Annotated in this window: 18 protein-coding genes; 6 read left to right on the forward strand and 12 right to left on the reverse strand. The window is 68.9% G+C overall.

What is annotated here, in order from left to right:
- Positions 1–9: 9 nt before the first annotated feature.
- Both G7043_RS12700 and gabT read right to left on the reverse strand, forming a co-directional pair.
- Positions 10–1,320: an aldehyde dehydrogenase family protein gene (locus G7043_RS12700; protein ID WP_166045816.1), complete on the reverse strand. Its 1,311-nt coding sequence runs from the start codon at positions 1,318–1,320 to the stop codon at positions 10–12.
- On the reverse strand, positions 1,317–2,600 hold the full coding sequence (gene gabT, locus G7043_RS12705; RefSeq protein ID WP_166045817.1) for a 4-aminobutyrate--2-oxoglutarate transaminase: 1,284 nt from the start codon (positions 2,598–2,600) through the stop codon (positions 1,317–1,319). The genes G7043_RS12700 and gabT overlap by 4 nt, the downstream gene beginning before the upstream one ends.
- Before the next feature lie 81 nt (positions 2,601–2,681).
- On the opposite strand from gabT, the gene G7043_RS12710 reads away from it, so the two are divergent.
- Positions 2,682–3,950 (forward strand): PucR family transcriptional regulator, encoded by a 1,269-nt coding sequence (locus G7043_RS12710; protein WP_166045818.1) that lies wholly within the window; start codon positions 2,682–2,684, stop codon positions 3,948–3,950.
- Here the strand turns inward: G7043_RS12710 and G7043_RS12715 are convergent.
- From G7043_RS12715 to G7043_RS12730, 4 genes are all read right to left on the reverse strand, one after another.
- Positions 3,924–4,733 (reverse strand): dioxygenase family protein, encoded by an 810-nt coding sequence (locus G7043_RS12715; RefSeq protein ID WP_207311119.1) that lies wholly within the window; start codon positions 4,731–4,733, stop codon positions 3,924–3,926. The genes G7043_RS12710 and G7043_RS12715 overlap by 27 nt on opposite strands.
- Before the next feature lie 73 nt (positions 4,734–4,806).
- Positions 4,807–7,182: a glycoside hydrolase family 31 protein gene (locus tag G7043_RS12720; protein ID WP_166045820.1), complete on the reverse strand. Its 2,376-nt coding sequence runs from the start codon at positions 7,180–7,182 to the stop codon at positions 4,807–4,809.
- A complete protein-coding gene (locus G7043_RS12725) occupies positions 7,179–8,534 on the reverse strand; it encodes a glycoside hydrolase family 28 protein (protein ID WP_207311120.1) in 1,356 nt (451 codons plus the stop codon). Before G7043_RS12725 ends, G7043_RS12720 begins: the two co-directional genes overlap by 4 nt.
- 41 nt (positions 8,535–8,575) lie before the next feature.
- Complete coding sequence (locus tag G7043_RS12730) at positions 8,576–9,997, reverse strand: glycoside hydrolase family 28 protein (protein ID WP_166045822.1); 1,422 nt, start codon at positions 9,995–9,997, stop codon at positions 8,576–8,578.
- A 147-nt stretch (positions 9,998–10,144) separates the two neighbouring features.
- Here G7043_RS12730 and G7043_RS12735 point away from each other — a divergent pair, with 147 nt between their 5' ends.
- Complete coding sequence (locus G7043_RS12735) at positions 10,145–11,119, forward strand: helix-turn-helix domain-containing protein (protein WP_313887833.1); 975 nt, start codon at positions 10,145–10,147, stop codon at positions 11,117–11,119.
- Here the strand turns inward: G7043_RS12735 and G7043_RS12740 are convergent.
- From G7043_RS12740 to G7043_RS12755, 4 genes are all read right to left on the reverse strand, one after another.
- Positions 11,104–14,832 (reverse strand): S8 family peptidase, encoded by a 3,729-nt coding sequence (locus tag G7043_RS12740; protein ID WP_166045823.1) that lies wholly within the window; start codon positions 14,830–14,832, stop codon positions 11,104–11,106. The genes G7043_RS12735 and G7043_RS12740 overlap by 16 nt on opposite strands.
- Positions 14,833–15,017: 185 nt before the next feature.
- The gene (locus tag G7043_RS12745) at positions 15,018–15,653 is read right to left on the reverse strand and encodes a lamin tail domain-containing protein (RefSeq protein WP_166045824.1); all 636 of its coding nucleotides are present in this window, start codon (positions 15,651–15,653) and stop codon (positions 15,018–15,020) included.
- A 137-nt stretch (positions 15,654–15,790) separates the two neighbouring features.
- On the reverse strand, positions 15,791–16,309 hold the full coding sequence (locus G7043_RS12750) for a lamin tail domain-containing protein (protein ID WP_166045825.1): 519 nt from the start codon (positions 16,307–16,309) through the stop codon (positions 15,791–15,793).
- A gap of 148 nt (positions 16,310–16,457) precedes the next feature.
- Positions 16,458–16,808, reverse strand: a complete 351-nt coding sequence (locus G7043_RS12755) for a helix-turn-helix transcriptional regulator (protein ID WP_313887834.1) — start codon at positions 16,806–16,808, stop codon at positions 16,458–16,460.
- A 211-nt stretch (positions 16,809–17,019) separates the two neighbouring features.
- On the opposite strand from G7043_RS12755, the gene G7043_RS12760 reads away from it, so the two are divergent.
- From G7043_RS12760 to G7043_RS12775, 4 genes are all read left to right on the forward strand, one after another.
- Positions 17,020–17,430: a nuclear transport factor 2 family protein gene (locus G7043_RS12760; protein WP_166045826.1), complete on the forward strand. Its 411-nt coding sequence runs from the start codon at positions 17,020–17,022 to the stop codon at positions 17,428–17,430.
- Positions 17,427–18,044 carry a ScbR family autoregulator-binding transcription factor gene (locus G7043_RS12765; protein ID WP_166045827.1) on the forward strand — a complete coding sequence of 206 codons (618 nt, stop codon included), beginning with the start codon at positions 17,427–17,429 and terminating at the stop codon, positions 18,042–18,044. Before G7043_RS12760 ends, G7043_RS12765 begins: the two co-directional genes overlap by 4 nt.
- A gap of 98 nt (positions 18,045–18,142) precedes the next feature.
- Positions 18,143–19,378 carry an ATP-grasp domain-containing protein gene (locus tag G7043_RS12770; RefSeq protein WP_166045828.1) on the forward strand — a complete coding sequence of 412 codons (1,236 nt, stop codon included), beginning with the start codon at positions 18,143–18,145 and terminating at the stop codon, positions 19,376–19,378.
- A 69-nt stretch (positions 19,379–19,447) separates the two neighbouring features.
- Complete coding sequence (locus G7043_RS12775) at positions 19,448–20,743, forward strand: serine/threonine-protein kinase (protein WP_166045829.1); 1,296 nt, start codon at positions 19,448–19,450, stop codon at positions 20,741–20,743.
- Positions 20,744–21,032: 289 nt separating this feature from the next.
- Here the strand turns inward: G7043_RS12775 and G7043_RS12780 are convergent, their stop codons facing one another.
- The gene (locus G7043_RS12780; RefSeq protein ID WP_166045830.1) at positions 21,033–21,698 is read right to left on the reverse strand and encodes an HAD family hydrolase; all 666 of its coding nucleotides are present in this window, start codon (positions 21,696–21,698) and stop codon (positions 21,033–21,035) included.
- Between the two features lie 21 nt (positions 21,699–21,719).
- Positions 21,720–23,018, reverse strand: a complete 1,299-nt coding sequence (locus G7043_RS12785; RefSeq protein WP_166045831.1) for a wax ester/triacylglycerol synthase family O-acyltransferase — start codon at positions 23,016–23,018, stop codon at positions 21,720–21,722.
- Positions 23,019–23,073 lie beyond the last annotated feature (55 nt).

Genomic DNA, 23,073 nt, shown 5'->3' on the forward strand with positions numbered 1-23,073 from the left:
GTTCGTTGGTCAGAGCTCCAATCCGGTCAGCACGAGTACACGGGGTTCGGTGAGATCCTCCATGGCCGAGCGCAGGCCCTCACGGCCGATGCCGGACTCCTTCACGCCGCCGTACGGCATCTGGTCGGCGCGGTAGCTCGGCACGTCGCCGACGATCACGCCGCCGACCTGGAGGTGTTGCGCGGCACGGAAAGCCAGCCGCACGTCGTTGGTGAACAGGCCCGCCTGCAAGCCGTAGCGGGAGGCGTTGACGCGGTCGAAGGCCTCCTCGACGCTGTCCACCCGAGTCAGCGTCACGACCGGGCCGAACACCTCCTCGGCGCTCACCTTCGCGTCCTCCGGCACGTCGGTCAGGACCGTGGGCGCGTACGTGCGGCCGTCGCGGGTGCCGCCGGTCAGGACCGTCGCCGAAGCCTCCCGCACCCACGCCTCGACGCGGTCGGCGGCGGCGTCGTTGATCAACGGACCGACGTCGCCGGCCACGTCGAGCTTGTTCACGTGCTGCACAACGGCTTCCGAGATGGCGTCGTACACGTCGGTGTGCACGTAGACGCGTTGCACCGAGATGCACGACTGGCCCGCCTGGTACATCGCGAACGTGGCGATGCGCTGCGCGGCGAACTCGACGTCCTGCCAGTCGGGAGCGACGACCACGGCCGCGTTGCCGCCGAGTTCGAGCGTCACGTGCTTGCGCGGCACGCGTTCCTTGATGCCCCAGCCGACCGGGCCGGAACCGGTGAACGAGACCACCGGCAGCCGCGGGTCCTCGACCAGGCGGGCGGTCTCCTCGTTGGACAGGTGCAGCACGGACCAGGCGCCCTCTGGAAGATCGGTCTCGGCCAGCAGTTCGCCGAGCAGGAACGCGACCTCCGGGGTGGCGGGCGCGGGCTTCAGCACGATCGGCGCACCGACGGCCAACGCCGGGGCGACCTTGTGCGCCACCAGGTTCAGCGGGAAGTTGAACGGCGCGATGCCGAGCACCGGACCGCGCGGTGCCCGGCGGACCAGCGCCAGGCGGCCCTCGGCGGACGGATCGGTGTCGAGGCGCTGCAGCTCACCGGAGAACCGGCGGGCCTCCTCGGCGGCCCAGCGGAACGTGGAGATCGCGCGGGTCACCTCGATGCGCGCCCACTTGAGCGGCTTGCCGGAGTCGTCGTTGATGGCCTGTGCGAACTCATCGGCGCGTTCGGCCAGTCGGCGCGACACGTGGTCCAACGCGGCGGCACGGCGGTGCGCCGGCAACGCGGCGAGTTCGGGCGCAACGGCCGCAGCAGCAGCAACCGCGCGTTCGACGTCTTCTGCGGTGTGGAAGGGAATCATGCGAGCAGGGCTCCTTCGAGCACGTCGAGGCCTTCGGCGAGCAGGTCGTCCGGGATGACCAGTGGGGGCAGCAGACGGATCACGTTGCCGTAAGTGCCGCACGTCAGCACGACGACACCCTGGTCGTGGCACGCCTTTGCCACGCGTGCGGCGACATCGGGCGTGCGTTCGGTGAACTCGATGGCGAGCATCGCACCACGGCCGCGGATCTCCGCGATGATGTCGGTCTTCTCGGCAACGGCCTTGAGCCGGCTGACGACCGTTTCCTCGATGCGACGGGCTTGAGCGTTGAGGTCGCGCTCGCGCATGGTTCGAATGGCGCCGAGAGCGGCGGCGCACGCGACGGGGTTGCCGCCGTAGGTGCCGCCGAGTCCGCCGACGTGCACAGCGTCCATGATCTCGGCGCGCCCCGTCACAGCGGCGAGCGGCAGGCCACCGGCGATGCCCTTGGCCGTGGTGATCAGGTCCGGCACCACGCCCTCGTGGTCGGAGGCGAACCACGAACCGGTGCGGCAGAAGCCGGTCTGGATCTCGTCGGCGACGAACAGCACGCCGCGCTCACGGCACCACTCGGCGATCGCGGGCAGGAAACCTTCAGCGGGCGCGATGAACCCGCCCTCGCCCTGGATCGGCTCGATCACGACGGCGGCGGTGTTGTCGCCGCCGACCTGCTTCTCGATGGCGGCGATCGCTTTCCGGGCCGCTTCGGCGCCGGTCAGGCCGTCGTGCAGCGGGTAGGACGCCGGCACCCGGTAGACCTCGGGCGCGAACGGCCCGAACCGGTGCTTGTACGGCATGTTCTTCGCGGTCAACGCCATCGTGAGGTTCGTGCGGCCGTGGTAGCCGTGGTCGAACACCACGACGGCCTGCCTGCCGGTGACGTGCCGGGCGATCTTGACCGCGTTCTCCACGGCCTCGGCGCCGGAGTTGAACAGCACCGACTTCTTGGGATGCGAGCCCGGCGTCAGCGCGTTGAGCTCCTCGCACACCTCGAGGTAGCCCTCGTACGGCGTGATCATGAAGCAGGTGTGGCTGAACCTGTCGATCTGCGCGTGCACCGCCTCGGCGACGGCGGGCGCGGGGTTGCCGACGTTCGTCACGGCGATGCCGGAGCCGAGGTCGACGAGCTGGTTGCCGTCGACGTCGATCAACAGGCCGTCGTCGGCCGAGTCGATGTAGACGGGCAGGGTGGAGCCCACGCCCGCGGCGACGGCGTCCTTGCGCCGCGCCTGGAGCTCCAGTGATTTGGGACCGGGAATCGCGGTACGCAGTCGGGTCATGTGCTCAGCATGGCCCTGGTCAAGGCGGTGCGCAGTGTCTGAAATGGCGGTAAACGCTGTTCAGGTTGTACAAACTGGCACATGCCCATCACGCTGCACGAACTCGCCCTGACGCTGCGGCTGCCCGTGCTCGCCGGGGACGTGTCGAAGCCGGTCGGATGGGTGCACGGCACCGAGCTCGCGGATCCCACACCGTTCCTCGAGGGCGGCGAGCTGTTGCTGACCACGGGTCTGCGGCCGCTCAGCGCGGACTACGTCGAACGGCTCGTGCGCGCCGGCGTGGTCGGACTCGGCTTCGGCACCGGGCTGGGCCACGACGTGGTGCCCGCCGCGCTGGTGGACGCGGCGGAGCGGGCTGGTCTGGGACTGGTGGAGGTGCCGCGCGAGGTGCCGTTCATCGCGATCAGCAAGGCGGTGTCGAAGGCGCTCGCCGCGGACGAGTACGCGGCGCTGACCAGGACGAGCGACGCACAGCGCGCACTCACGCGCGCCGCCGTCAGCACCGGTGTGGCGGGGGTGGTGCGCAGGCTGGGCCAGTGGGTCGACGGCTGGGTGGTGCTCCTCGACGCCGCCGGAGAGGCGGTGCACACGCACAACGCGCGCCTCGCCCCGGACCTGACCGCCGAGGTGGTGCGGCTGCGGACTGCGGGAGGGCTGGCCAGCGCGGCGTTCGAGACCGATGGCCGGCACGTGTTCCTGCAGGTGCTCGGCAGCCGGGCCAGGGGAGTGCTGGCGGTCGGCACGGCCGCCCCGCTCGACGCCGCCGACCTGAGCATCGTCAACACCGCGGCGTCGCTGCTCACCCTCGCGCTCGCGCAGAACGGCGACGCCACCGTGAAGGAACTCCGCACCTGCCAGTTCCGCCTGCTGCTGGCCGGGCAACCGGTCGACGGCCTGCCCGAGCGCTTCCGGGTGTTCCTCACCGGCACCCCACCGGAGGACGGCTTCTGGGCCGAGCACGAGGGGCAGATCATCGTGCTGGCCAAGGAGTTCGACGGCTTCTCGTCGTCCGAAGTGGACGTGACCGAGGTCGCGCGGGGCTACCGCGAGGCCCGGCAGGCGCGCGAGGCGGGCGTCCGCACGTTCGAGGACTTCGCCGGGAGTGCGGTGCCGCTCCCGGACGGGTTCGCCGACGCGTTGCTGAGGCCGTTGGATCAGGAAACCCGCGAGACGCTGAAAGTCTGGTTGGGGCACAACGGCGCGTGGGATCCGGCGGCGACGGCGTTGGGCGTACACCGGCACACGCTGCGCAACCGGGTGCGCAAGGCCGAGCAAGCCCTCAACCGCTCGTTGGACTCGCCCGGCCTGCGCGCGGAGCTCTGGCTAGCTCTTCACAGCGAAGGTCAGTGAGGCGGTGTAGCCGGACTGAACGTTGCCCGACATGGTCGCCATCTGGTGCTCGGTGCCGTCGCGGAACACCATGTCCCGCGCCAACGGCGTCCGCGACATGTTCTGGACGCTCTGCGTGTACCCCGCCGTGCCGTAGACCTCCTTGCAGGTCGCTTCCGGGAACGCGAGCTGCGAGGTCGTGACGTCGTCGCCCGCCTTGGTGGCCTCGGCGAGGCTCGGGTAGACCTCGAAGTGGGCGTGCGGCCAGCGCCCCGCGTACGCGCCGGGGAAGACGCTGACGAACTTCAGCTTCCCGGAGCTGTCGGCTTCCTGGACCCCGCGCAGGAAGTTCTCGTTCTTCACGCGGTCGGAGTACATCGAGTAGTCGCCGTTGATGTCGCAGTGCCACAGGTAGAGGGCGGCACCCGCGTACGGCGTGCCGTCCTCCTTCTGGACGGTCAGCTCGATGGTGAGCGGCACGCCCTCGGCGGTGCGGGTCGACGATCCGAAGCTGGACCGGATGTCGGACCGCACGATGCCACTCTGGGTGAGCGCGTTCGGGCCGTTGGAGCCGTCGCCGGGGAACGGGCCGGCGGTCTCCTCGGGAATCGCCTCCATCGGGCTGCCGGCCGCGGTGGTCCCGGCCGCACTCGTGCTGTTCGAGGTCGGGGTCGAGCTGGTGGTGGTCGACGGGGCGCAGGCCACGAGCGTGAGGCCTGCGCCGCCGAGCAGCGACAACGCCCGCCGGCGCCCGATGAGCGTGGCGAGGTCGAACTGGAGGCCGCGGTCGTGGTTGTCCGTCATGGACATCAGATTGAGGCCGTTTCCTGTGAGCCGCCTGTGGAGACCCTGTCTGTGTCTTATTTGCTACGAGAACTCACAGACTTAGCAGCACGGTGCTGGAGCCGTGTCGGGGTTCGAGCTTCAGCACCGTGCCGCCGAACGTGCCGGGCGTTGAGGAGAGGGACGCCCAGCCCGTCGCCTTCCCGCGCAGTTCCTCCACGGTCGAGGGCTCGAGAACCCTGCCGTCGATCACCACGCGCTCGACGCCTGTCGGAACCATCAGCTGTGACTCCTTCGGCGCGCCGCTGAGCCGGACCAGCAGGTGCTTGCCGAACGAGTCGACCTGGAGGTTGCCGAACCTGCCGTCAGCCGTGGGGGAGACGAGCCAGCCCGCACGGTCCTTTCGATCAAGGTCGTTGACGCCCCACGGCTTCGACCAGATGTCCGGCGTCCGGAAGTTGAACGGCATCGCGGCGGAAGCCCGCAGATACAGCGGGGACTCGTCCAAAGTGGTCTCCCGCGTGATCGTCCGCCCACCGGCCACCCGCTCGCCGGAGTACAGGTCGATCCACTCGCCGCGAGGCAGCCACACGTCGACCGGCGTCGGCTTCCCCGCGGCACCGTCGGCCTCGGCGCGATCCGCCGTCACCGGAGCCGCGAGCAGGTCCGGACCGACCATGAACTGCTGGTCGGCCTTCCACGCGGCCTCTTCTCCGGGATACCGGAACGCCATCGGTTGCGTGATCGGCGTGCCGTCGCGAGAAGCCCGGACCGCTTGGGCGTACAGGTACGGGAACAGTTCGTAGTGCAGCACGGCCGCGCGCCGGAACCGTTCGAACGTCGCCGCGTCGTAGACCCACGGTGTGGAGTTGCGGCCGGAGCTGCCGACCTGGAACACCGGCGTCACCGCGGACTGCTGGGCCCACCGCACGAACAGCGACTCCGACGGGCCGCCGCCCAGGTTCCGGTACCCGCCGATGTCCGAGCCGTGCACCGGGTGGCCGGAGATCCACGAGTTGATGCCGCGCCGGGTCGTGAGCCGCAGGCCGTCGAAGCTCATGTCGGCGTCGGCCTGCCAGAAGCCGCGCAACAGCGTGGGCATCCCGTCACCGCCCGCGCGGAACAGCGTCGTGTAGTTGTCGCCGTGCACCTTCCGCAGCATCTTCACCACGGATTCCGCGTACAGCAGCGGGTACTGGTTGTGGATCACCGTGCCGGGCCCGCCGGCGAACGTCGTCTCCTCGAAGTTGTGCTCCTCGCCCCGGTCGCCCTTGACGAAGTTCACGCCCATCCGGAAGACGGCTTCGAGCTTCGCCTCGTAGTGAGCGCGCGCGACCGGGTTCGTGAGGTCGATGTCCCACACGTTCGTGCGGTCGGACTGTGCGAACGAACCTGCCGGGTAGTCGTGCGGACATTCCTTGCCGTCAGACATCTTGTTGAGGAACGGCGCCACCCACACGCCCATGTTCACGCCACGCGAGCGCATCCAGTCGATCGTGCCCTGGGCGTCCGGGTACATCGTCTTGTCGAACTTCAACGTGCCGATGCACGCGTACGTCGGGCGTGCGCCGACCGGGCCCTGTTCCCACGGGTTGTCGACCCACAGCGTGTCGAGCGGGACGCCGCGCGCCTGGAACTGCGTCACGTCCTCGACGACCTCGTCAGAGTGGTTGTACTTGTCCCGCCACTTCGTCAGCGCGAACTGCCGTGCGGGCGGCAGCGTCGGTGTGCCGACACGCTGGAAGTACGCCGAGTTGACCTGCGCCGGCGAGCCCGCGTAGACCTCGTAGTCCAGCCGGGAGGTCTTGAAGCACAACTGGATCCGGTCCGGCACCCCGAACGTCACCGGGCAGGGCGCGGGCTTGTCCGCGCAGTGGTCGTCGGCGAGGGCACCGGGGAACGCCGTCCGGCCGATCGCCTTGGTGTCCGCGTAGACGCCGTAACCCGCGCTGGACATGAAGAACGTCGAAGGCGCGCCGTTCTTGTTGCACTTGCCGAACGTCGAGGCACCGACGAACACGGCCTTGTTCAGCAGTACACGGCGTTGCAGGTCAACGAACATCGTGTGCGCGCCGCCGCCGAGGAAGTGTTCCTCCAACGACCCGGTGAGGTTCGCGGACACCTGGGCGACGCCGGTGGAGGGCTCCAGCGTCCAGCCCACCCGCAGACCACGAGAGGTCCGGGTCACGACCACGTCAGCCGACCGCGCAGCCTCCGTCGTTGCCACGACGTACCGCACGCCGCCCGGAACCCGTTTCTGGGCAACGATGTTCGTCAACGAGTGCTGTGTGCCGTCGGCGAGCCGGTAGAACGTCTCGCGCTGGCCGGTCAACGTCCGCCGGCCGTCCTGGAAGTCCAGCGAGAACGGGTTGTTCACCGTCTTCCACGACAGCCCGGAGCCGGCCAGCGCGACCGGCGAACCAGCCGAGAGCCCAGCGGCGACCAGCAAGAGCGCCAGCAGGAACCTCATGCCGGCACCACCCCGTTGATCGTGGTGTTGCGGAACACGAGGTTGTCGGTGTTCTCGATGAGGTTCGGCTCGGTGATCCCGGTGAACGTCGAGTTCGAGATGAGCACGTTCTTGATGTGCTGCTCGGGGAACCCGCGGAAGGTCGCCGCGACCCGGCCGCCGTTGATCCGCATCCGGTCGACCGTGACGTTGTTGATCTGCGGAAAGTGTCCCTTGGTGCCGCCGTTCTGGTAGTACATCGACACGAACAGGACCTCGCGCTCGACGTTCTGCCCGAACACGTTGCGCAGGTGCACACCGTCGATGACGCCGCCGCGGTCCTGGTTGCACTTGATGTAGAGCGCGTGCTTGATCGGATAGCGGCCGGGGAAGTCGGCTGCGTTGATCTCGCAGTCGCGGCAGAAGACCTTGGACACCCCGCCGGACATCTCGCTGCCGACCGTGATCCCACCCCAGCGCCCGGAGAACTTGCAGCGCTCCACCACGATGTGGGTGGACGGGATGCCGACCCGCCGTCCGTCGGCATCCCGTCCGCACTTCACCACGACGCAGTCGTCGTTGGTGTTGAACTTCGAGTCGTGCACGTGCGCGTAACTGGAGGAGTCCAGGTCGACGCCGTCGCCCTGTGAGTTCGTCGAGTAGATCTCGATGCGCCGCACGGTGATGTTGCGCGAGAACACGAAGTGCAGCGACCACATCGCCGGGTTCTTGATCAGCACGTCCTCGACGAGGAGATTCTCGCAGCGGAAGAACTGGATCATGTTCGGTCGCATGTTCTTGCCGGGACCCATGACGCGTTCCTCGACGGGCACGCCGTCCTCGCCCCACTGCCGCAGCAGCGCGGTCGAGCCCGCGCCCCAGCTCGCCCACCTGCCGCTCGGAGCGTCGCCGTCGATGGTGCCGCGACCCGTGATGGCGATGTTCTTCTGCTCGAACGCGTAGATGAACGGCTGGTAGTTGTAGCAGAGCGTGCCCTCCCACCGGGTGAGCACGAGCGGCAGGTAGTCGTTCGGGTCGGTGGAGAACTTGATCGTGGCGCCCTCGCGGACGTGGAGCTCCACATTGGACAAAAGACGGATGCCGCCGGTGAGGAACGTGCCCGCGGGAACGACCACACGTCCCCCACCGGCTCGGTGGCACGCCGTGATCGCGCGGTGGAACGCCTCGGTGTTCTTGGTGAGGCCGTCACCTTTCGCGCCGTACGCGGTGACGTCGTAGTCCTTCCTGCGGAAGCGTGGTGGGCAGATGCGGGCCAGGATGACCGGCACCTCCCGCCACGGGTCCCGGAACACCGGAACGGCTGCCGCCACGCCTGCCGGGAGCAGGAGACCGGCGGCCGTCAGGCCGGACACACGCGCGAAATCACGACGTGACAAGGACACAGGACTTCCCCTCAGACCTTCTTGCCGTTGATGGTGACGTTCGTGAACGTGGTGCCGTCGGCGTTCTTGATCGACGGTTTGGCGGTGCTGACGCCGGTGAACGTGCTGTTCGAGATCGCCACGTTCTTGATGTGCGACTCGGCCAGGCCGTCCAGCGTGACGGCGGTCTTCTTGACCCCGTTGACGGTGAAGCCGTCGGCGGTGATGTTCTGCACCTTGGGGTTCACGATCGGGCCGTAGCCGGGGCCGGTGAGGCTGTAGTTCAGCGTCACCATGATCGCCTCGCGGTCGACGTCGGTCGCCTTGATCCGCCGGGCGTGGATGTTCTCGACGGTGCCGCCGCGCCGCTTGTTCGTCTTGATGTACAGGACGTGGAACGGCTTGTAGGACGAGCCCTTCTTCACCGTGCAGTCCTGGAAGAAAACGTTGCGCACGCCGCCGGACATCTCGCTGCCGACCGTCAGCGCGCCCCAGCGGCCCTCGAACGAGCAGTTCTCGATGACGATGTTCTCGCTCGCCACGCCCACACGCCGGCCGTCGATGTCGCGGCCGGCCTTGATCGCGATGCCGTCGTCACCGCAGTCGAACCGGCAGCCGGTGATGTGCACGTACTGCGAGGCCTCGGGATCGCAGCCGTCGACCATGCCGCCGCGGCTGTAGACGAAGATGTCGCGGATCGTCACGTTGGTGCACAGCACCGGATGCACGTTCCACATCGCGGAGTTCCGCAGCCGCACGCCCTCGATCAGGATGTTCCTGCACTCGTAGAGCGTGACCATGTTCGGCTTGAGGTAGTGGCCCATGCCGAACTTGCGGTCGGCTACCGGCTTGTTGTCCACCGCCTGCTTCTGCAGCTGTTCCCAGTCGGGCTGGCGCTTGCCGTCGTAGTCGAACCAGGGGCCGGACGGGCCCTGGCCGTCGATCAGGCCGGGGCCGGTGATCGCGATGTTCTCGGCCTTGCGGGCGTAGATGAACGAGGAGAAGTTCATGCACTCGATGCCCTGCCACCGGGTGAAAACCAGCGGGTAGTCCTTGGGATCGGTGGAGAACTTGATCGTGGCGCCCTCGGAGACGACCAGGTTCACGTTGCTCAGCAGGGTGATCGCGCCGGTGAGGAAGCTGCCCTTCGGCACGACGACCTGGCCGCCGCCCGCCGCGGTGCACGCCTCGATCGCCTTCCTGAACGCCTCGGTGTTCTTGGTCTTGCCGTCGCCCTTGGCGCCATAGGCGGTGATGTCGAACCTGGCGTCGGGGAAGGTGGGCGGCACGATCCTGGCGAGAATCGCGGGCACCTGGTCCCACGGCGACTCGGCCAGCGGGATCGCCGCGTGTTCTTCCGCCGCCACCGGCGCGGTCAGGAACGAGCCCGACAACATCGTGACACCAGCGGTGGCCCCGGCGACCCTGAGGAAGTCGCGGCGGTTGGTCTCCATTGCCGTCCTTTCGCGCGCATGCGTTGGTGCAACAGCGAGCGGCGGCGTGGTCACATCTGTGAAACGGGTTGTAAACCTTTTCGAGGTAGGTCTACACCTGGGTCTGGCCCCCGTCAACGGCTGCCCGAAGTCGGCATACTGGCTTGCGTGCTCGGACTGCGCCCGGCGGAACTCGCGGTTTACGAAATGCTCGTGGACTCGTACCAACTGGGGGTGCCGGAGCTCTGCCTTGCCACGGACCTGGCTGAGCGGGCCGTTCGCACCTCGCTGAGGACCTTGACCGATCTCGGTTTCGTCCACCACGTCAACGGTCTGCACACGGCCGTGGCCCCGGACGTCGCGCTGGCGACGTACTTCCTGCGCCAGGAGGACGATCTGCGGCGGGACCGGTTGCTGGCCGGCGAGTTGCAGGTGCGGTACGAACGCGCGGCGGGACTGCGCGCGCCCGCCGACCTCGTCGAGGTGGTCCACGGGGCCGAGGCGATCTCGCAGCGGGTCGACCAGGTGATGCGGACGGCCCGGCACGAGGTGCGGTTCGTGGACAAGCCGCCGTACGCCACGCCGCCGACGTCGTTGCACCCGGTGGAGGAGGAGCTGCTGAACCGCGGAGTGCGGTTCCGCGGGATCTACGAGCGTCAGGCGTTGGAGCTGCACGACCTGCGCGCTGACCTGGAAATGGGGCTGTCGCTGGGGGAGGAGGCACGGGTCGTCGCGCTCGCGCCGACGAAGATGATCCTCGCCGACTCGCACCTGGGGCTGATCCCGTTGCACAGCACGGAGACGACCTTGGAGAGCGCGGTCATCGTGCACCGGTCGGCGTTGCTGGACTCGCTCGGGGCGTTGTTCGCCAAGCTGTGGGAGGACGCGGTGCCGTTGTCGTTGCCCGGTCAGCCCACCTCGAACGAGGTCTCGATCGCGGACGCGCGGCTGCTCGCGTTGCTGGCCACCGGGTTGCCGGACCGCAGCATCGCGAAGCAGCTCGGGTTGAGCTACCGGACGTTCCAGCGGCGGTTGCACCGGCTGATGGACGAACTGGGCGCGCAGACCCGCTTTCAGGCGGGCCTGCGCGCCGCGGCACGAGGTGCTAGTTCCCTGCTCCCACCACCTCAGCCGCCGGAGTAGGTACGGAAGGCCTTCTGCACGGTCTGCGCTACCGTGTTTCCGGCTCCGTCCCTGGCTTCGGTGCGCAGCCACACGTCACCGGTGGGCTGGTCGATCGTGACCTGCCAGCGGTCTCCCGCCGGTTGGACGGCCGCCTGCCGCCACGTCACGCCGTCCGCCGACCACTGCACCTTCACCACGGTCACGGGCGCGCCGCCGGTCGCGTGCACGTGGTAGCCGAACGGCTTGTTCGCCGGTGCGGAGTTCTTGAGGTCGAGCGGCAGGTCGTGGCGCAGCTGGATGAGCGGCTGGAACTGGCAGCTGGTCGCCTGGGCGTGGCAGGAATAGCCACGCGGCGGCGGGTTGAGCGACCGCTGCGACTGGAACGTCCACGTCGTCTCGGTGCGCGGGGCCAGGGTGAACAGGACGGGGTTGATCGCACCCGCGACGGCTCCCGGTGCGTGCGTCTCCACCGCCTCCAGGCGGTAGGTGGCCGGGTTCGGCGCCATCGTGAAGGTCGGGTAGAACGCGAGCGGCTCGTGGTTCTGCGGGATCTCCTGGTTGCCCTGGAAGAGCCGGACCTTGGTGGTCGTGAAGAACTTGCTGTTCTGGTAAGGGTTCGTGTAGTGGCCGGGGGTGCCGTCCGTCCACTGCAGAGCCGGGACGAACGTGTCGCCCGCCCGGCAGTTCGAACAGAGCTGCCGCCACGCGTCGCCGGCCGCGGGGTAGCGGGCCGGGTGGTCGGCCTGCAGGGCGAGCGCGGTGCTGTGCATCGGTCCCGCGAACCACCGTTCCACGGCCGCGGCAGCGCCCGTGCGGAACACGTTCTCCTGGAACATGGTCATCGCCGCGCGCTGACCTTTGGCGTCGGTGCCGCTCAGCGTCACGTGCCGCTTCCAGACGATCCGGTCGTCGCCGGGGCCGACGTACTCGTTCCAGGCGGCGGGCGGGGTGAACGTGGTGCCGCGCAGGATCTGCGTCTGCCACAGCCCGGTCGGGAACGGGTACCAGGTCTTCTGCACGGTCAGGCCGGGTTTGTCGGCGTGGTAGGCGGTCTTGCGCAGCACGAGCTGAGCAGGGTCGACCGTGGTGCGGTGGGCGGCCGGGATGCCGTTGCCGTCGAGGTAGCTGAGGTTGAACACCGACTCGGGAGCGGGTTTGACGCTGAGCTTCAGCGCCGTCTGCCTGGCCAGGAACTCACCGTCGGCGTTGCCGACGCTCAGCGACGGCAGCGCGGTGCTGGCGAGACCGGTGAGCGGGAGGGCGTTCGGCTGGTCCACATAGGACACCAGTGCCTTCTTGCCTTCCTGGGCGGCGGCGGTCGCGGCGGTGTTGGCGGCCTTGACCATGTTCGCGGGCGTGTCCGGCCTGATCTTGACCACCTTGAAGCCGTCGGTCAGGTCGCCGGGCCACTTCGCGGACAGGGTGCCGACGTCGCCGTCGGTGTGCACCGTCTTGCCCGCCGCGCTCAACGTGACTGTGGCGGTCTGCAGGGTCACGTTGTCCTGCAACGAGATCGCGCCCTTCTTGGCGGCGGCGGACGGGGTCGCGCGGATCTCCCACGAGGCGCTGCCGAGCGCGGCTGCGGTCTCGATGATGAGCGGCGTCCGGCCGCCCTCGGCGGGCAGCACCCGGCGCATCGTCACGGTGCGGTCGCGTTGCTCGGCCGGGCCGGGTGGCACGACCTCGATCGGCACGGTCCGCTGGGCGTCGAGTGCGACGTCGTGAGCGCCCGAGACCGTCAGTTCCGGTGCGGCGAGCGCGGACCAGCGGCGCACACCCGCCGTGTTCTCGGTCGCCCAGCTCACCGCGGAGTAACGGCCGCTCGGCACGTTCGCGAGACCCTCGCCGTTCACGACGTCGAAGACGTAGCTGACGGTGTCGTCGAACGGGTCGTTGACGTCGTCCCCGCCATTGGAGTCGTCGATCAGCTGGCCGAACGCCGGGGCCGGGGCCTTGCCCGCGGTGTCGCGGACGTGCACCGACACCGGGAACGTCTGTGGCGCCTCATAAACGCTCACCGGAGTGCGCAACGCGGTGCCGGTCCCGGTGGCCGTCACGGTGCCTCCGTACACACCTGCCGGGCCGGCTTCGGGGTCGAGGGTGAGGGTGGCGGTGGCCTTGGCGCGGGCCGGGAGGGTGAGGTTCGCGGTGCTGAGCTTGAAGGCCGTGGTCGGCTTGCCGTCCCAGCCCTTCATCGTGGCGACGAGATCAAGCGTCAGCGGTGCGTCGGAGTCGTTGGTGTAGCTGAGTTCCCGGGTGAGCACTCCGCCCGTTCCCCTTGTGTAGCGCTCGAAGCTCACGGCCGCGGTGGCGGTGGCCTTCTGCGTGACGGCCTTCGCGACGTCGAGCCGTCCCGCACCCTGCTCGTACCAGGGCAGGCCGACGTCGGCCGCGCTGGTCACGAGTGCGTTCTTCAGCGTCTGCGCGGGCCAGTCGGGGTGCTGCTGTACCAGCAGAGCGGCGGCGCCCGCCACGTGCGGAGTGGCCATCGAGGTGCCGGAGGACGCGGTGTAGAGGTCGGAGACCGGCGCGCCCATCGACGTGTCGGCGGCCCGCGCGGCCACCACGCCGACGCCCGGCGCGTTGATCTCGGGCTTCACGTGCGCGTCGCCGATGCGCGGGCCGGTGCTGCTGAACTGCGCCAGCTTGTTCTGCCGGTCGACCGCGCCGACCGTCAGCGCGGCGGCCGCGGCACCGGGGGAGGTGATCGAACGTCCGGCCGGGCCGTTGTTGCCCGCCGCCACCACGAACAGCACGCCGGTTTCGGCGGAGAGCCGGTCGACCTGCGCGCTGAGGTCGTCGGAACCGTCGGTGACGTCACCGCCCAGGCTCAGGTTGACGATCTTCGCGCCGGAGCGCGCCGCCCAGTCGATGCCCGCCATCACCTGCGAGGTGTCGGCTTCGCCCGCGCCGTTGAACACCTTGGCGATCACGAGTTTCGCCTCCGGGGCAACGCCTTTGTACTTCCCGGCCGAACCGGCGCCGGTGCCCGCGATGGTCGAGGCGACGTGGGTGCCGTGGCCGTGCCGGTCGACGACGTCCGGTTCGTCGGAGAAGTTCTCCGCCGCGGTGATCTTCCCGGCGACGTCCGGGTGGTTCGGGTCGATGCCGGTGTCGACGACGGCGACCGTGACGCCCGTGCCGTTGAGGCCCTGGGCCCACGCCGCCGGGGCGCCGACCTGCTTGGTGGTCTGGTCGAGCGTGATCCGGATCGGCCGGTCGTACTTCAGCCGCACGCCGGACTTCGCGCTCATGTCGAGGGAACGCCAGAACTCCTGCGCCTTGGCCTTTTCAACGTGGATGCCGGAGGCGTTGAGGCTGTTGATCCTGGTGTGCGCGCTGGCGCTGAAACCGCCGGTCATGAGCACGGGGACGGTCGTCGTGCGGTCGTCGGACTGGCCGGTGCGAACCAGTTCGGTGACGTTGAAGAGAGTGCGTTCGACGGTGCCGGACGTGACGGCGCCGATCGCGTCGGACGGGTAGACGTGCAGACCTTTCGCCGTCGTCATCGTGTGGAAGACGGGCTGTTCGCCGTCCCTAGGCGCGGCGTGGATCTGCGCGACCTTCCGGCCGTCCGACCGTTCGGTGTAGTCGACGACGTCACCGGTGATCAGCGTGATCCGGTGGGAAGCCTCGGACGTCTGTGCCGGCGGCGGTGCCGGCGCGGCGGACGCGGCTGGTGCGACGAGCGTTGCGGCGGCAACGGCAAGTGCCAGAACTTGTCGAATCACGGCGCCCTCCCTCGGTGATCAGGTCAGAGCAGGATGAGGGGCCGGATTACGTTGGGAAACAGGAAAAAGCGGCGGTTAGTCGCCGTTGGCGACTTCGCGCCAGACGCGGAGGTGCCCGGGCCGCCGAGGGGTGGCGGCCCGGGCACCTCAGTGGTTGCACCCGGTTGACGGTCGGTGTCAGTCGATCAGAAGGTGCGTTCCTGCAGCGAGAAGTCGCGCTGGTTGTTGTTCGTGTCCTGGTTCAGCAGGTTGCGCGTGTTCGAACCGGCGAGCTGAGCGGTGCGCTGGTTCTCGGGCTGGGCGTGAACACCTTCCTTGGCGGCGCCCACCGGAGCCGAGAATGCGACACCGTCGATCTTGAAGGCGCTCGGGGCCGCGCTGCCGAAGATCGCGACGCCGCCGAGCGTCGGGATGCCATCGACACCGAGGAAGCGAACCGGGAGAACGTTCGGGGTCGAGGTGGTGCCGGAGAACTCGGCACCCGTCAGCACGAGCGTGCTGCCGACGTTGTTCGCCGGCGCCAGCGTGATCGGCGCACCCAGCGGGTCGAACAGCGGGATCGTCTGGATGACCTCGTTGCGCTGGTTGTAGATCCGGATGACCCAGTTGGACAGGTCCACCTGCTCGTTCGTGGTGTTGATGATCTCGATCGCCTCGTCGAGCGCCCCGTTCGGGCCCATCGTGGAGACCTCGTTGATCAGCACTGCCGGCAGCTGCATGACCTCGGGAGCCGTGGGCTCCTCGGCGGCCGAGGCCATTCCCGCAAACGCGATGGTGCTCGCGATTGCGAGCGCAGCAGCTCCGCTCAGCAGTCGACGCATTGTCTTGTCCCTTCGAGAAAGTGATTTCGGGGTATTTCTCGTCGCGACTCGACTGGTCGAGGGGAACGACCTGTCTTGCCGCTGGGACTGACTTTGCTCGCATTCGTTCGGGTTCGAAAGGGGCCACTGACGATTAGTCAGAGATTGGTTTCGCCGGGAGACGGAATTCGGCAGGTGAAGTCGGCCGAGTTGTGATCCGTGTCGCGCGAGTCGCTGTCGCGGCCGAGCGAGGAATTGTCGCAGGGGGTTGCCGAGCCGTCCTCGCGGCATGGCGAGGAGGAGCTGAGCCCCACGCTGTCGGTGTGCGCACCGTGCCGGTTCCGGGCGATTACGCCGCTTCCACCCACGGTGTCCACGACTTGTCCGTTGGGCATCGTTCCGCTGAACGCGGCGCCGACTATCACGAAGTATTCACCCGGTGGCAGGACGGTGTCGGGGGAGATGGTGGCGAGGATTCGCGCGGTGCCGCCCACGCAGGACTGCACCGACCATCCTCCGATGTCTGCGGTAGTGGAGCCGGTGTTGCGCAGCTCGACGAATCCAGCGGGTCCGAGTGAGATCTCGTTCACCTTCACCGGAGAAACCCCCGGTGCGCTGCCGAACGCGGTACCGGCGAGTAGCAGTAACGTTGCGACGGAGTTTCCGAATGCTGTCACGTCACGCAGTTTGGCCCCCTGTGCGCGGACGCACAGGGGGCCAAAGGTCCCTGCTGCCTGGGACTTGTGGGGAGGGTGGCACCGCGGCGGCCGCGACGGCGCCACCCTCCAGCGGGCGGGCAGACCCCTGCCGTCTGCCCGCGCTCCGCTAGTGGGGGTGCTCTTCGCCGCGTGTCCTGCGGGATTCCCGCTCGATCACCGCGGCCCGGTCTACCTCGGTGTGCGGCACGTCGAGCGCCGCGCTGATCCAGGCACGCCAGTAGGGGCCGGGAATGCGTTTGCCGCGTTCCCATCTCGACACTTCTTCACGGGTGACGCTGTCGTTTTGTGAGATCTCGCACAACAGGTCCGCGAGTTCGCGCTGGGTGAGGCCCTGCTCTCGCCGCGCCTGTGGAATCAAGGCGGTAATCGGCGGGACGTCCTGGTGCTCGTGGGCTTCACGGACTGCCTTGAGCACGGTTCTGCTCCGTTTCGGTGTGATGGCGGGTGCGTCATCCACCTTGCCTCAAAGTCAGGATGCCCGTGCCGTGCATTGCGGTGATACCGACGGTCGTTGAAACTTCAGGTACTGGTGGAATCGCCCGATCGGATGTTTGGGGTAAACGCAGCTGGTCCATCGGGGTGTGTGCTCTCGCATTTCGGGCACCTGACTAGTGTGACTGTACCGTGATCGTTGCTGCAGCAATGACCGGGATGAGAAGGTGGAGAAAATGCTCTCGACGGTCGAAGTGGTGCAGGTGTTCCTCGCACGTCTCGCGGCGCAGGACGCACCAGGCATCGCGCGGTTGTGCGCACCGACCGTGGAATGGGAGGCGCCGGAACCGAACGGCGCCCGGTGGACGACCGGCCCGCGGACCCGCAGAGAGGTCGAGTCCCACTTCCTGACCTTGTTCGCCACGTTCGGCCTGGAGCAGCTCTCGGTGCGCCAGGTGATCGTCGACGGAGGTGACGCCGCTGTGGTCGGACAGGCGCGCTGGCGGGTGCTCGCCACCGGAGAACGCGTCGACCTGCGCTTCTCCGGTGTGCTCTCGGTGCATCTGGGGGAGATCGAGCAGTACTGGCAGATGCCCGACACGCTGGCCGCCGCCGTCGCGACAGGCTCTGCGCGGACCGAGGCATGAGCACCAAACGCGAGAGAGCGACCCACACGCGGGACAGGCTGCTGCGTGCGGCGAGCGAGGTGTTCGACCGCGACGGGTTCGCCGGATCCAGCCTCACCGCCGTGTGCGCCCGAGCGAATGTGTCCAAAGGCGCGTTGTATTGCCATTTTCGGTCCAAAGAGGCGCTCGGGGTCGCGATCATCGAGGAGCAGTCCCTGCTGTGGCACCGGTTGCGCGACGAACAGCTCGCGATCGAGGCCTCGCCGGTCCAGGCGCTGATCGGGATGTCGTTCGAGTTCGTCCGCAGGCTGGAAACCGATCTCACCGTGCGGGTGAGCGCGAAGCTGTTGCGGGAGGCGGTGTTCTTCGACGTCGTGGCCGCCGCGCAGGTCGTCGGCTGGATCGCGGTCGTGCGGGACCTGCTCACGCTGGCCGAGGAACGCGGTGAGCTGCGGGCCGACGTCAACGTGCGGCACGCGGCCGAGCAGATCGTCGCGGAGCTGCTCGGGCTGCAGTTCGTGGCCCAGGCTCTGAGCGGGGGCGCGGACCTGCGGACCCGGCTCGCTCGGGTGTGGCGGACGTCTTCCGGCTGTCTGGTGACAGCAGCCGTCTACGAGAAGTTGCGTTTCGAGTGACGGTCGTCTCGACCCAATCGAGACAGGAATGCCTGGTCACGCCACTGCTGTTGTGCTCCTCGTTCGGCAGACATCTTTACGATTGAGGAGGAGCAGCGGTGGCGGACAGCATCGTGGTGGTGGATCCGTACTCGGCCGGAAGGGGCATCGCGCCCGCCTTCGCCGAGCGTGGCGTCGAGGCGATCGCGGTGCTGACGACTCCGGAACCACCCGCCGGGCTCGCGAAGACGTGGACGCCCGGCGACTACCGCGAGGTGCACGTCCTGTCGGACCTGGACGAGCTCGCCGCGAAGCTCGCCGGGCACGACCCGCTCGCCGTCGTGCCGGGTACCGAGACCGGTGTCGAGGCCGCCGAGGCGCTGTCCGAGCTCATCGTGCCGGGCCGGTCGAACGTGCTGACGTTGTCGTCCGCGCGGCGCGACAAGTGGCAGATGGCCGTGGCGCTGCGGTCCGCCGACGTCCCGCACCTGCGGCAGATCAGCTCGGACCGCGTGGACGAGGTGGCCGGCTGGTTGCGCCGCGAGGGCTTGGAGAACTCGCCGATCGTGCTGAAGCCGCAGGAGAGCGGCGGTACCGACGACGTGTTCGTGGCGCGGCCGGGCGACGACTGGCGGGCCAAGTTCGACCGGATCCTCGGCAGCGTTAACAAGCTGAACCTCCGCAACGACAAGGTGCTCGTGCAGGAACTCGCGGTCGGCACCGAGTACGAGGTCGACACCTACTCGATCGACGGTCAGCACGGCTTGGCCGCCGTCTGGCGCTACGCCAAACAGTGCCGTGGCGACCGGCTGGGCATCTACCTGTCCAACACCTTCGTCTCGGCCGACGACCCGGTGGTCGACGTGCTGTTCGAGTACGTCTGCCAGGTGCTCGACGCGACCGGGGTGCGCAACGGTCCCGCGCACGTGGAGGTCATGATCACCGCAACCGGTCCGCGGTTGATCGAGATCGGCGCCCGGCTGGCCGGTGCCGAGCAGCAGGAGCTGTCGCTGCTGGGCGCGCGGGAAAGCCAGATCACCCGGATGGTGCGCCACCGCGTGGACGGCGATACCTCGGTCGGCCGGTACACCCAGCACCAGCACGTGAAGTCGGTGTACCTGTCGTCGCCCGCGGCCGGCGAGCTGGCGAACGCGGTGCGGTTCGACGAGTTGCCGGACCTGCTGCCGAGCTACCAGCGCGACGTGCTGCCGTACCGCGAGGGTTCGTTGGTGCCGCGTACCGATGACCTGTGGACGTCGTTGGGCTATGTGGTGCTGGCGACGACCGATCTTGAACAGCTCGAACGGGACGTTGAGGTGGTCCGGGAGATCGAAGCCGGACTGATTGTAGTTTGATCTTCAGGTCGGCCGGGTAGCCGGAATTCCACGCGACCCGTTAGGTTGCTGCGCAACGAGCGGAGGCCCATGAGCGCACCCTGGGACGGCGACCTGACTGGAGCGGTGATCGACAACCGCTACGTCGTGGGCTCGCTGCTCGGGTCGGGTGGCATGGCCGAGGTCTACCGGGCCTACGACCGCTCGACCACGTCCTCAGTGGCGATCAAGGTCTTCAGCGGCGCCGGTCTGCCCGACGACGAGCTCCGGTTGCAGCGCGAGGCGGCCATGCTGTCTTCGCTGGAGTGCCCCGGCCTCATCCCGGTGTACGCCTCCGGGGCCGTGTCGCGGCGCCCGTACTTCGTGATGCGCGAGATCACCGGCGGCACCCTGCGCCAGCGCATGCGCGAGCCGCTACCGCCCCGGTTCGTCGCGCGGATCGGCGGGCAGGTCGCTTTCACGCTCGACCACGTGCACGCGATGGGCGTGGTGCACCGCGACGTCAAGCCGTCGAACATCCTGCTCGACGACACCGAGAAGCAGGCGTACCTGGCGGACTTCGGTCTCGCGCTGGTCGCCGAGGTCACGCGGGTGACGACCTCCGGGGTCCTGGTCGGGACCGCCGGGTACCTGTCGCCGGAGCAGGTGCGCGGCGCTGACGTCGGGCCGGCGGCGGACGTGTACTCGCTCGGCCTGGTGCTGCTCGAGTGCCTGACCGGACGGCCCGAGTACCCCGGCGGGGACGCCGAGGCGGCGCTGGCCAGGCTGGCGCGGGCGCCGCGGATCCCGGTCGACCTGCCGTTGGCCTGGGTGTCGTTGCTGTCCGCGATGACGGACATGGACCCGGCGCGCCGGCCCACCGCCGCTCAGTGCGCCCGTTCGCTGTCGGCCGCGCACGAGGCGAGCCGGGGGTTGCCGGCGTTGTTGCCGGGCGCGGCGGTGTCGGAGCCGGCTTCTTCGGGCTCGGGTGCTTCGGACTCGGGTTCGGTTGTGCCGGTGCCCCGGTCGCGGCGGGGCAAGCGTGTGGCGATCACCGCGGCCTGTGCGGCGGCCGCGACGGCGGTGGCGGTCGCGGTGGCGAACCTCGGCGGCGGCGGGAGCGAGGCGCCGGCGGCGGACCAGCCGGTGGTGCCGGACGCGCAGACCCAGGTGGTGACGGTGTCGCCGTCCACGGTGACCGTGGTGCAGCCGCCGGGTGATCCGGACGCGCCCGGTGCGCCGCAGCCCGGGGCCGTGGTGCCGACGGGGACGGTGGCGCCGGGGTCGTCGGCGGCATCGTCGGAAAGCCCAGTGGAGCCCACCTCGGATCCGGCCAAGCCGAGCAAGAGCAAGGACCGCGGACCCAAAACGACGGACCCGCGCCCGTCGACCGGCCCCAAGCCGTAGGGACACGGCCGTCAGCACCCACCACACACACGGCGCAGACCGGGTTCCCCCAGTTTCAATTCTAGGCCTTGCGTCGAAGTCGCATCGTTCGAGTGAAGCAACGCCACAGCCAGCACGCTCCGCAGTCCCCGCCCGTCCTGCCGACGGCACGCGGGGCCCTTTCGTACTGTCAGAGCGAACGAAAGGGCCCCGCGTGCCGAAAAATGGGGCGGGTGAGGTTGGCGTGAGTGAACGAGCGCCACTTCGGCACACGTCCTGGCGAGCGGGGTGACAGCGTTGGGGTGGGGGGTCAGGCGTTGGGGTCGGTCACCTCGGCGAACGGCAGGTCGGCCAGCTCCGCCCGCAGCGAGTCCAGGTCCGCGTGCACGGCCGAGGCGCCGTGGTCGAACAGCTCGTCCTCGCTGAACCCGCCGGTCAGCAACCCGATCGACGGCAGCCCGGCGCGGCGCGCGGCCTCGCAGTCCCACACCGAGTCGCCGACGACGACCGCGCGGGAGTTTTGCACCTTGCGCAGTGCCACCTGGATCAGGTCGGGTGCCGGTTTGCTGTCGTCGACGTCGTCGGAGGACGTCCACGCGACGTCACCCGGATCGATCAGCTTGAGGTAGTGCTCGATGTGCTTGCGCTTGCCCGAGCTGGCGAGCACGACGGTCAGGCCCATCTCCGTGGCGGCGCGGACCAGGCGGTGCGCGCCCTCCAGCGGCTGGATCTCGTCGATGATCTCGTCGAAGCGCCGTTCCCACTCGGCCCGCAGCGCGTCGCCGTGGTCCTGCTCCACCTTGTCGCCGGCGACGGCGGCCACCAATTTGTCGCCGCCCATGCCGATCGCGCGGTGCACGCGCCACGCGGGCACGGTGACGTCGACGCTGCTGAAGGCGCGCAGCCACGCCACCGTGTGGTGGTAGTTGGTGTCGACGAGGGTGCCGTCGACGTCGAGGATCACGGTGTTGCTCATGCCGCCAGGTTTTCCGGCGCTCTACCTCGGCAAACCCACCAGCTCGCGCGCGTCCTGAAGGGACGACACCTCTCGGCGCAGCACGCCGTCGAGCCACTGCGCGTCGGACATCCACGACTGGTTGGTGTTCAGGCAGACGTGCACCGAGGAGCGGTAGACCGACAGCGCGATGCCCACCGCGTGTCCGGGCGCGACCGGGGCCACCGGGTACATCTCGCACAGCGCGGCGCCGTCCAGCGACAGCGGCACGGAGGGCAGCGGCACCGACGTGACCAGCGTGTCGAACAGCAGCGGGGCACAGCGAGAAGCGACCGGTGCGGCCAGGCGGTGCACCAGTGGCGGCACCTTGTCCGCGAGGCGGGGCAACGCTCCGGCGCCGCGGTCGGGGCCGGCCGCCTTCGCCGACTCCATCTGCTCGCGGATGTCGCGCAGTCGTTCCGCCGGGTCCGGCTCGCCCACGGGCAACGCCACCAGGAACCCCGAGATCTGGTTGCCCGCCGCCGCGTCGCCGGAGCGTGAGCGCTGGTTAACCGGGATCAGGGCGCGGACGACCGATGACGGGCCCGCGCTGCCGTGCGCGGAGAGCCAGTGCCGCAACGCACCCGTGACGAGCGCGAGCAACACGTCGTTCACCGTGCCGCCGTGGGCGCGCCGGATTCGGTGCACGTCCGCGAGATCCAGCCTGGACATCACCACGCGGCGGGGCCGGGTCGACGAGGTGAGCACCGGCGAGTTCAGCGTCGGCGGGCGGGTGTTCATCAGCACCGACGAGGCGATGTCGAGGGTGTCCTTGATCCCGCGCAGCGACGGGATCGACGGGATGATCGACTTCGGCGGCTGCGCGGGAGCGTCCGGAATGGACAGCCGCGACGGGTCGAACAGCTGAATTCCCAGGCCAACGGCCTTCATGCCGTCGCACAGCGAGTGGTGCAGCTTGGCGACGACGGCGAACCGTCCGCCCGTGAGACCGGTGATGACGTGCAACTCCCACGGCGGGCGCGCGAGGTCCAGCGGCTGCGCCATGAGGTGGGAGACCAAGGTGGCGAACCGTTCCCGGCCGCGCACGTGGTGCGTGAAGACGTGGTCCTCAGGCGCGAAACCGGGATCCTCCACCCAGCGCGCGCCACCCAGCAACGACGTGCGGGCGCGCTGGCGCAGGCGGGGAATCTCCTGCGCCCGTTCGCACAGCACGGCGGCGATGCGAGCCGGATGCACCGGAGTGGAGGGTGCGAAGGTCGCGACCGCGCCCAGGTGCAACGGATTGCTGTTGCCCTCCATGGCGAGGAAAGCGATGTCGAGGGGGGAGAGTTGCTCGGTCATAGGTGTGCCAGGCAACCAGGTCCGCGTGTCGCGCGCATTTCTATGAGATGGCGCT

Source organism: Lentzea alba (assembly GCF_011067745.1).
Lineage (GTDB): Bacteria > Actinomycetota > Actinomycetes > Mycobacteriales > Pseudonocardiaceae > Lentzea > Lentzea alba.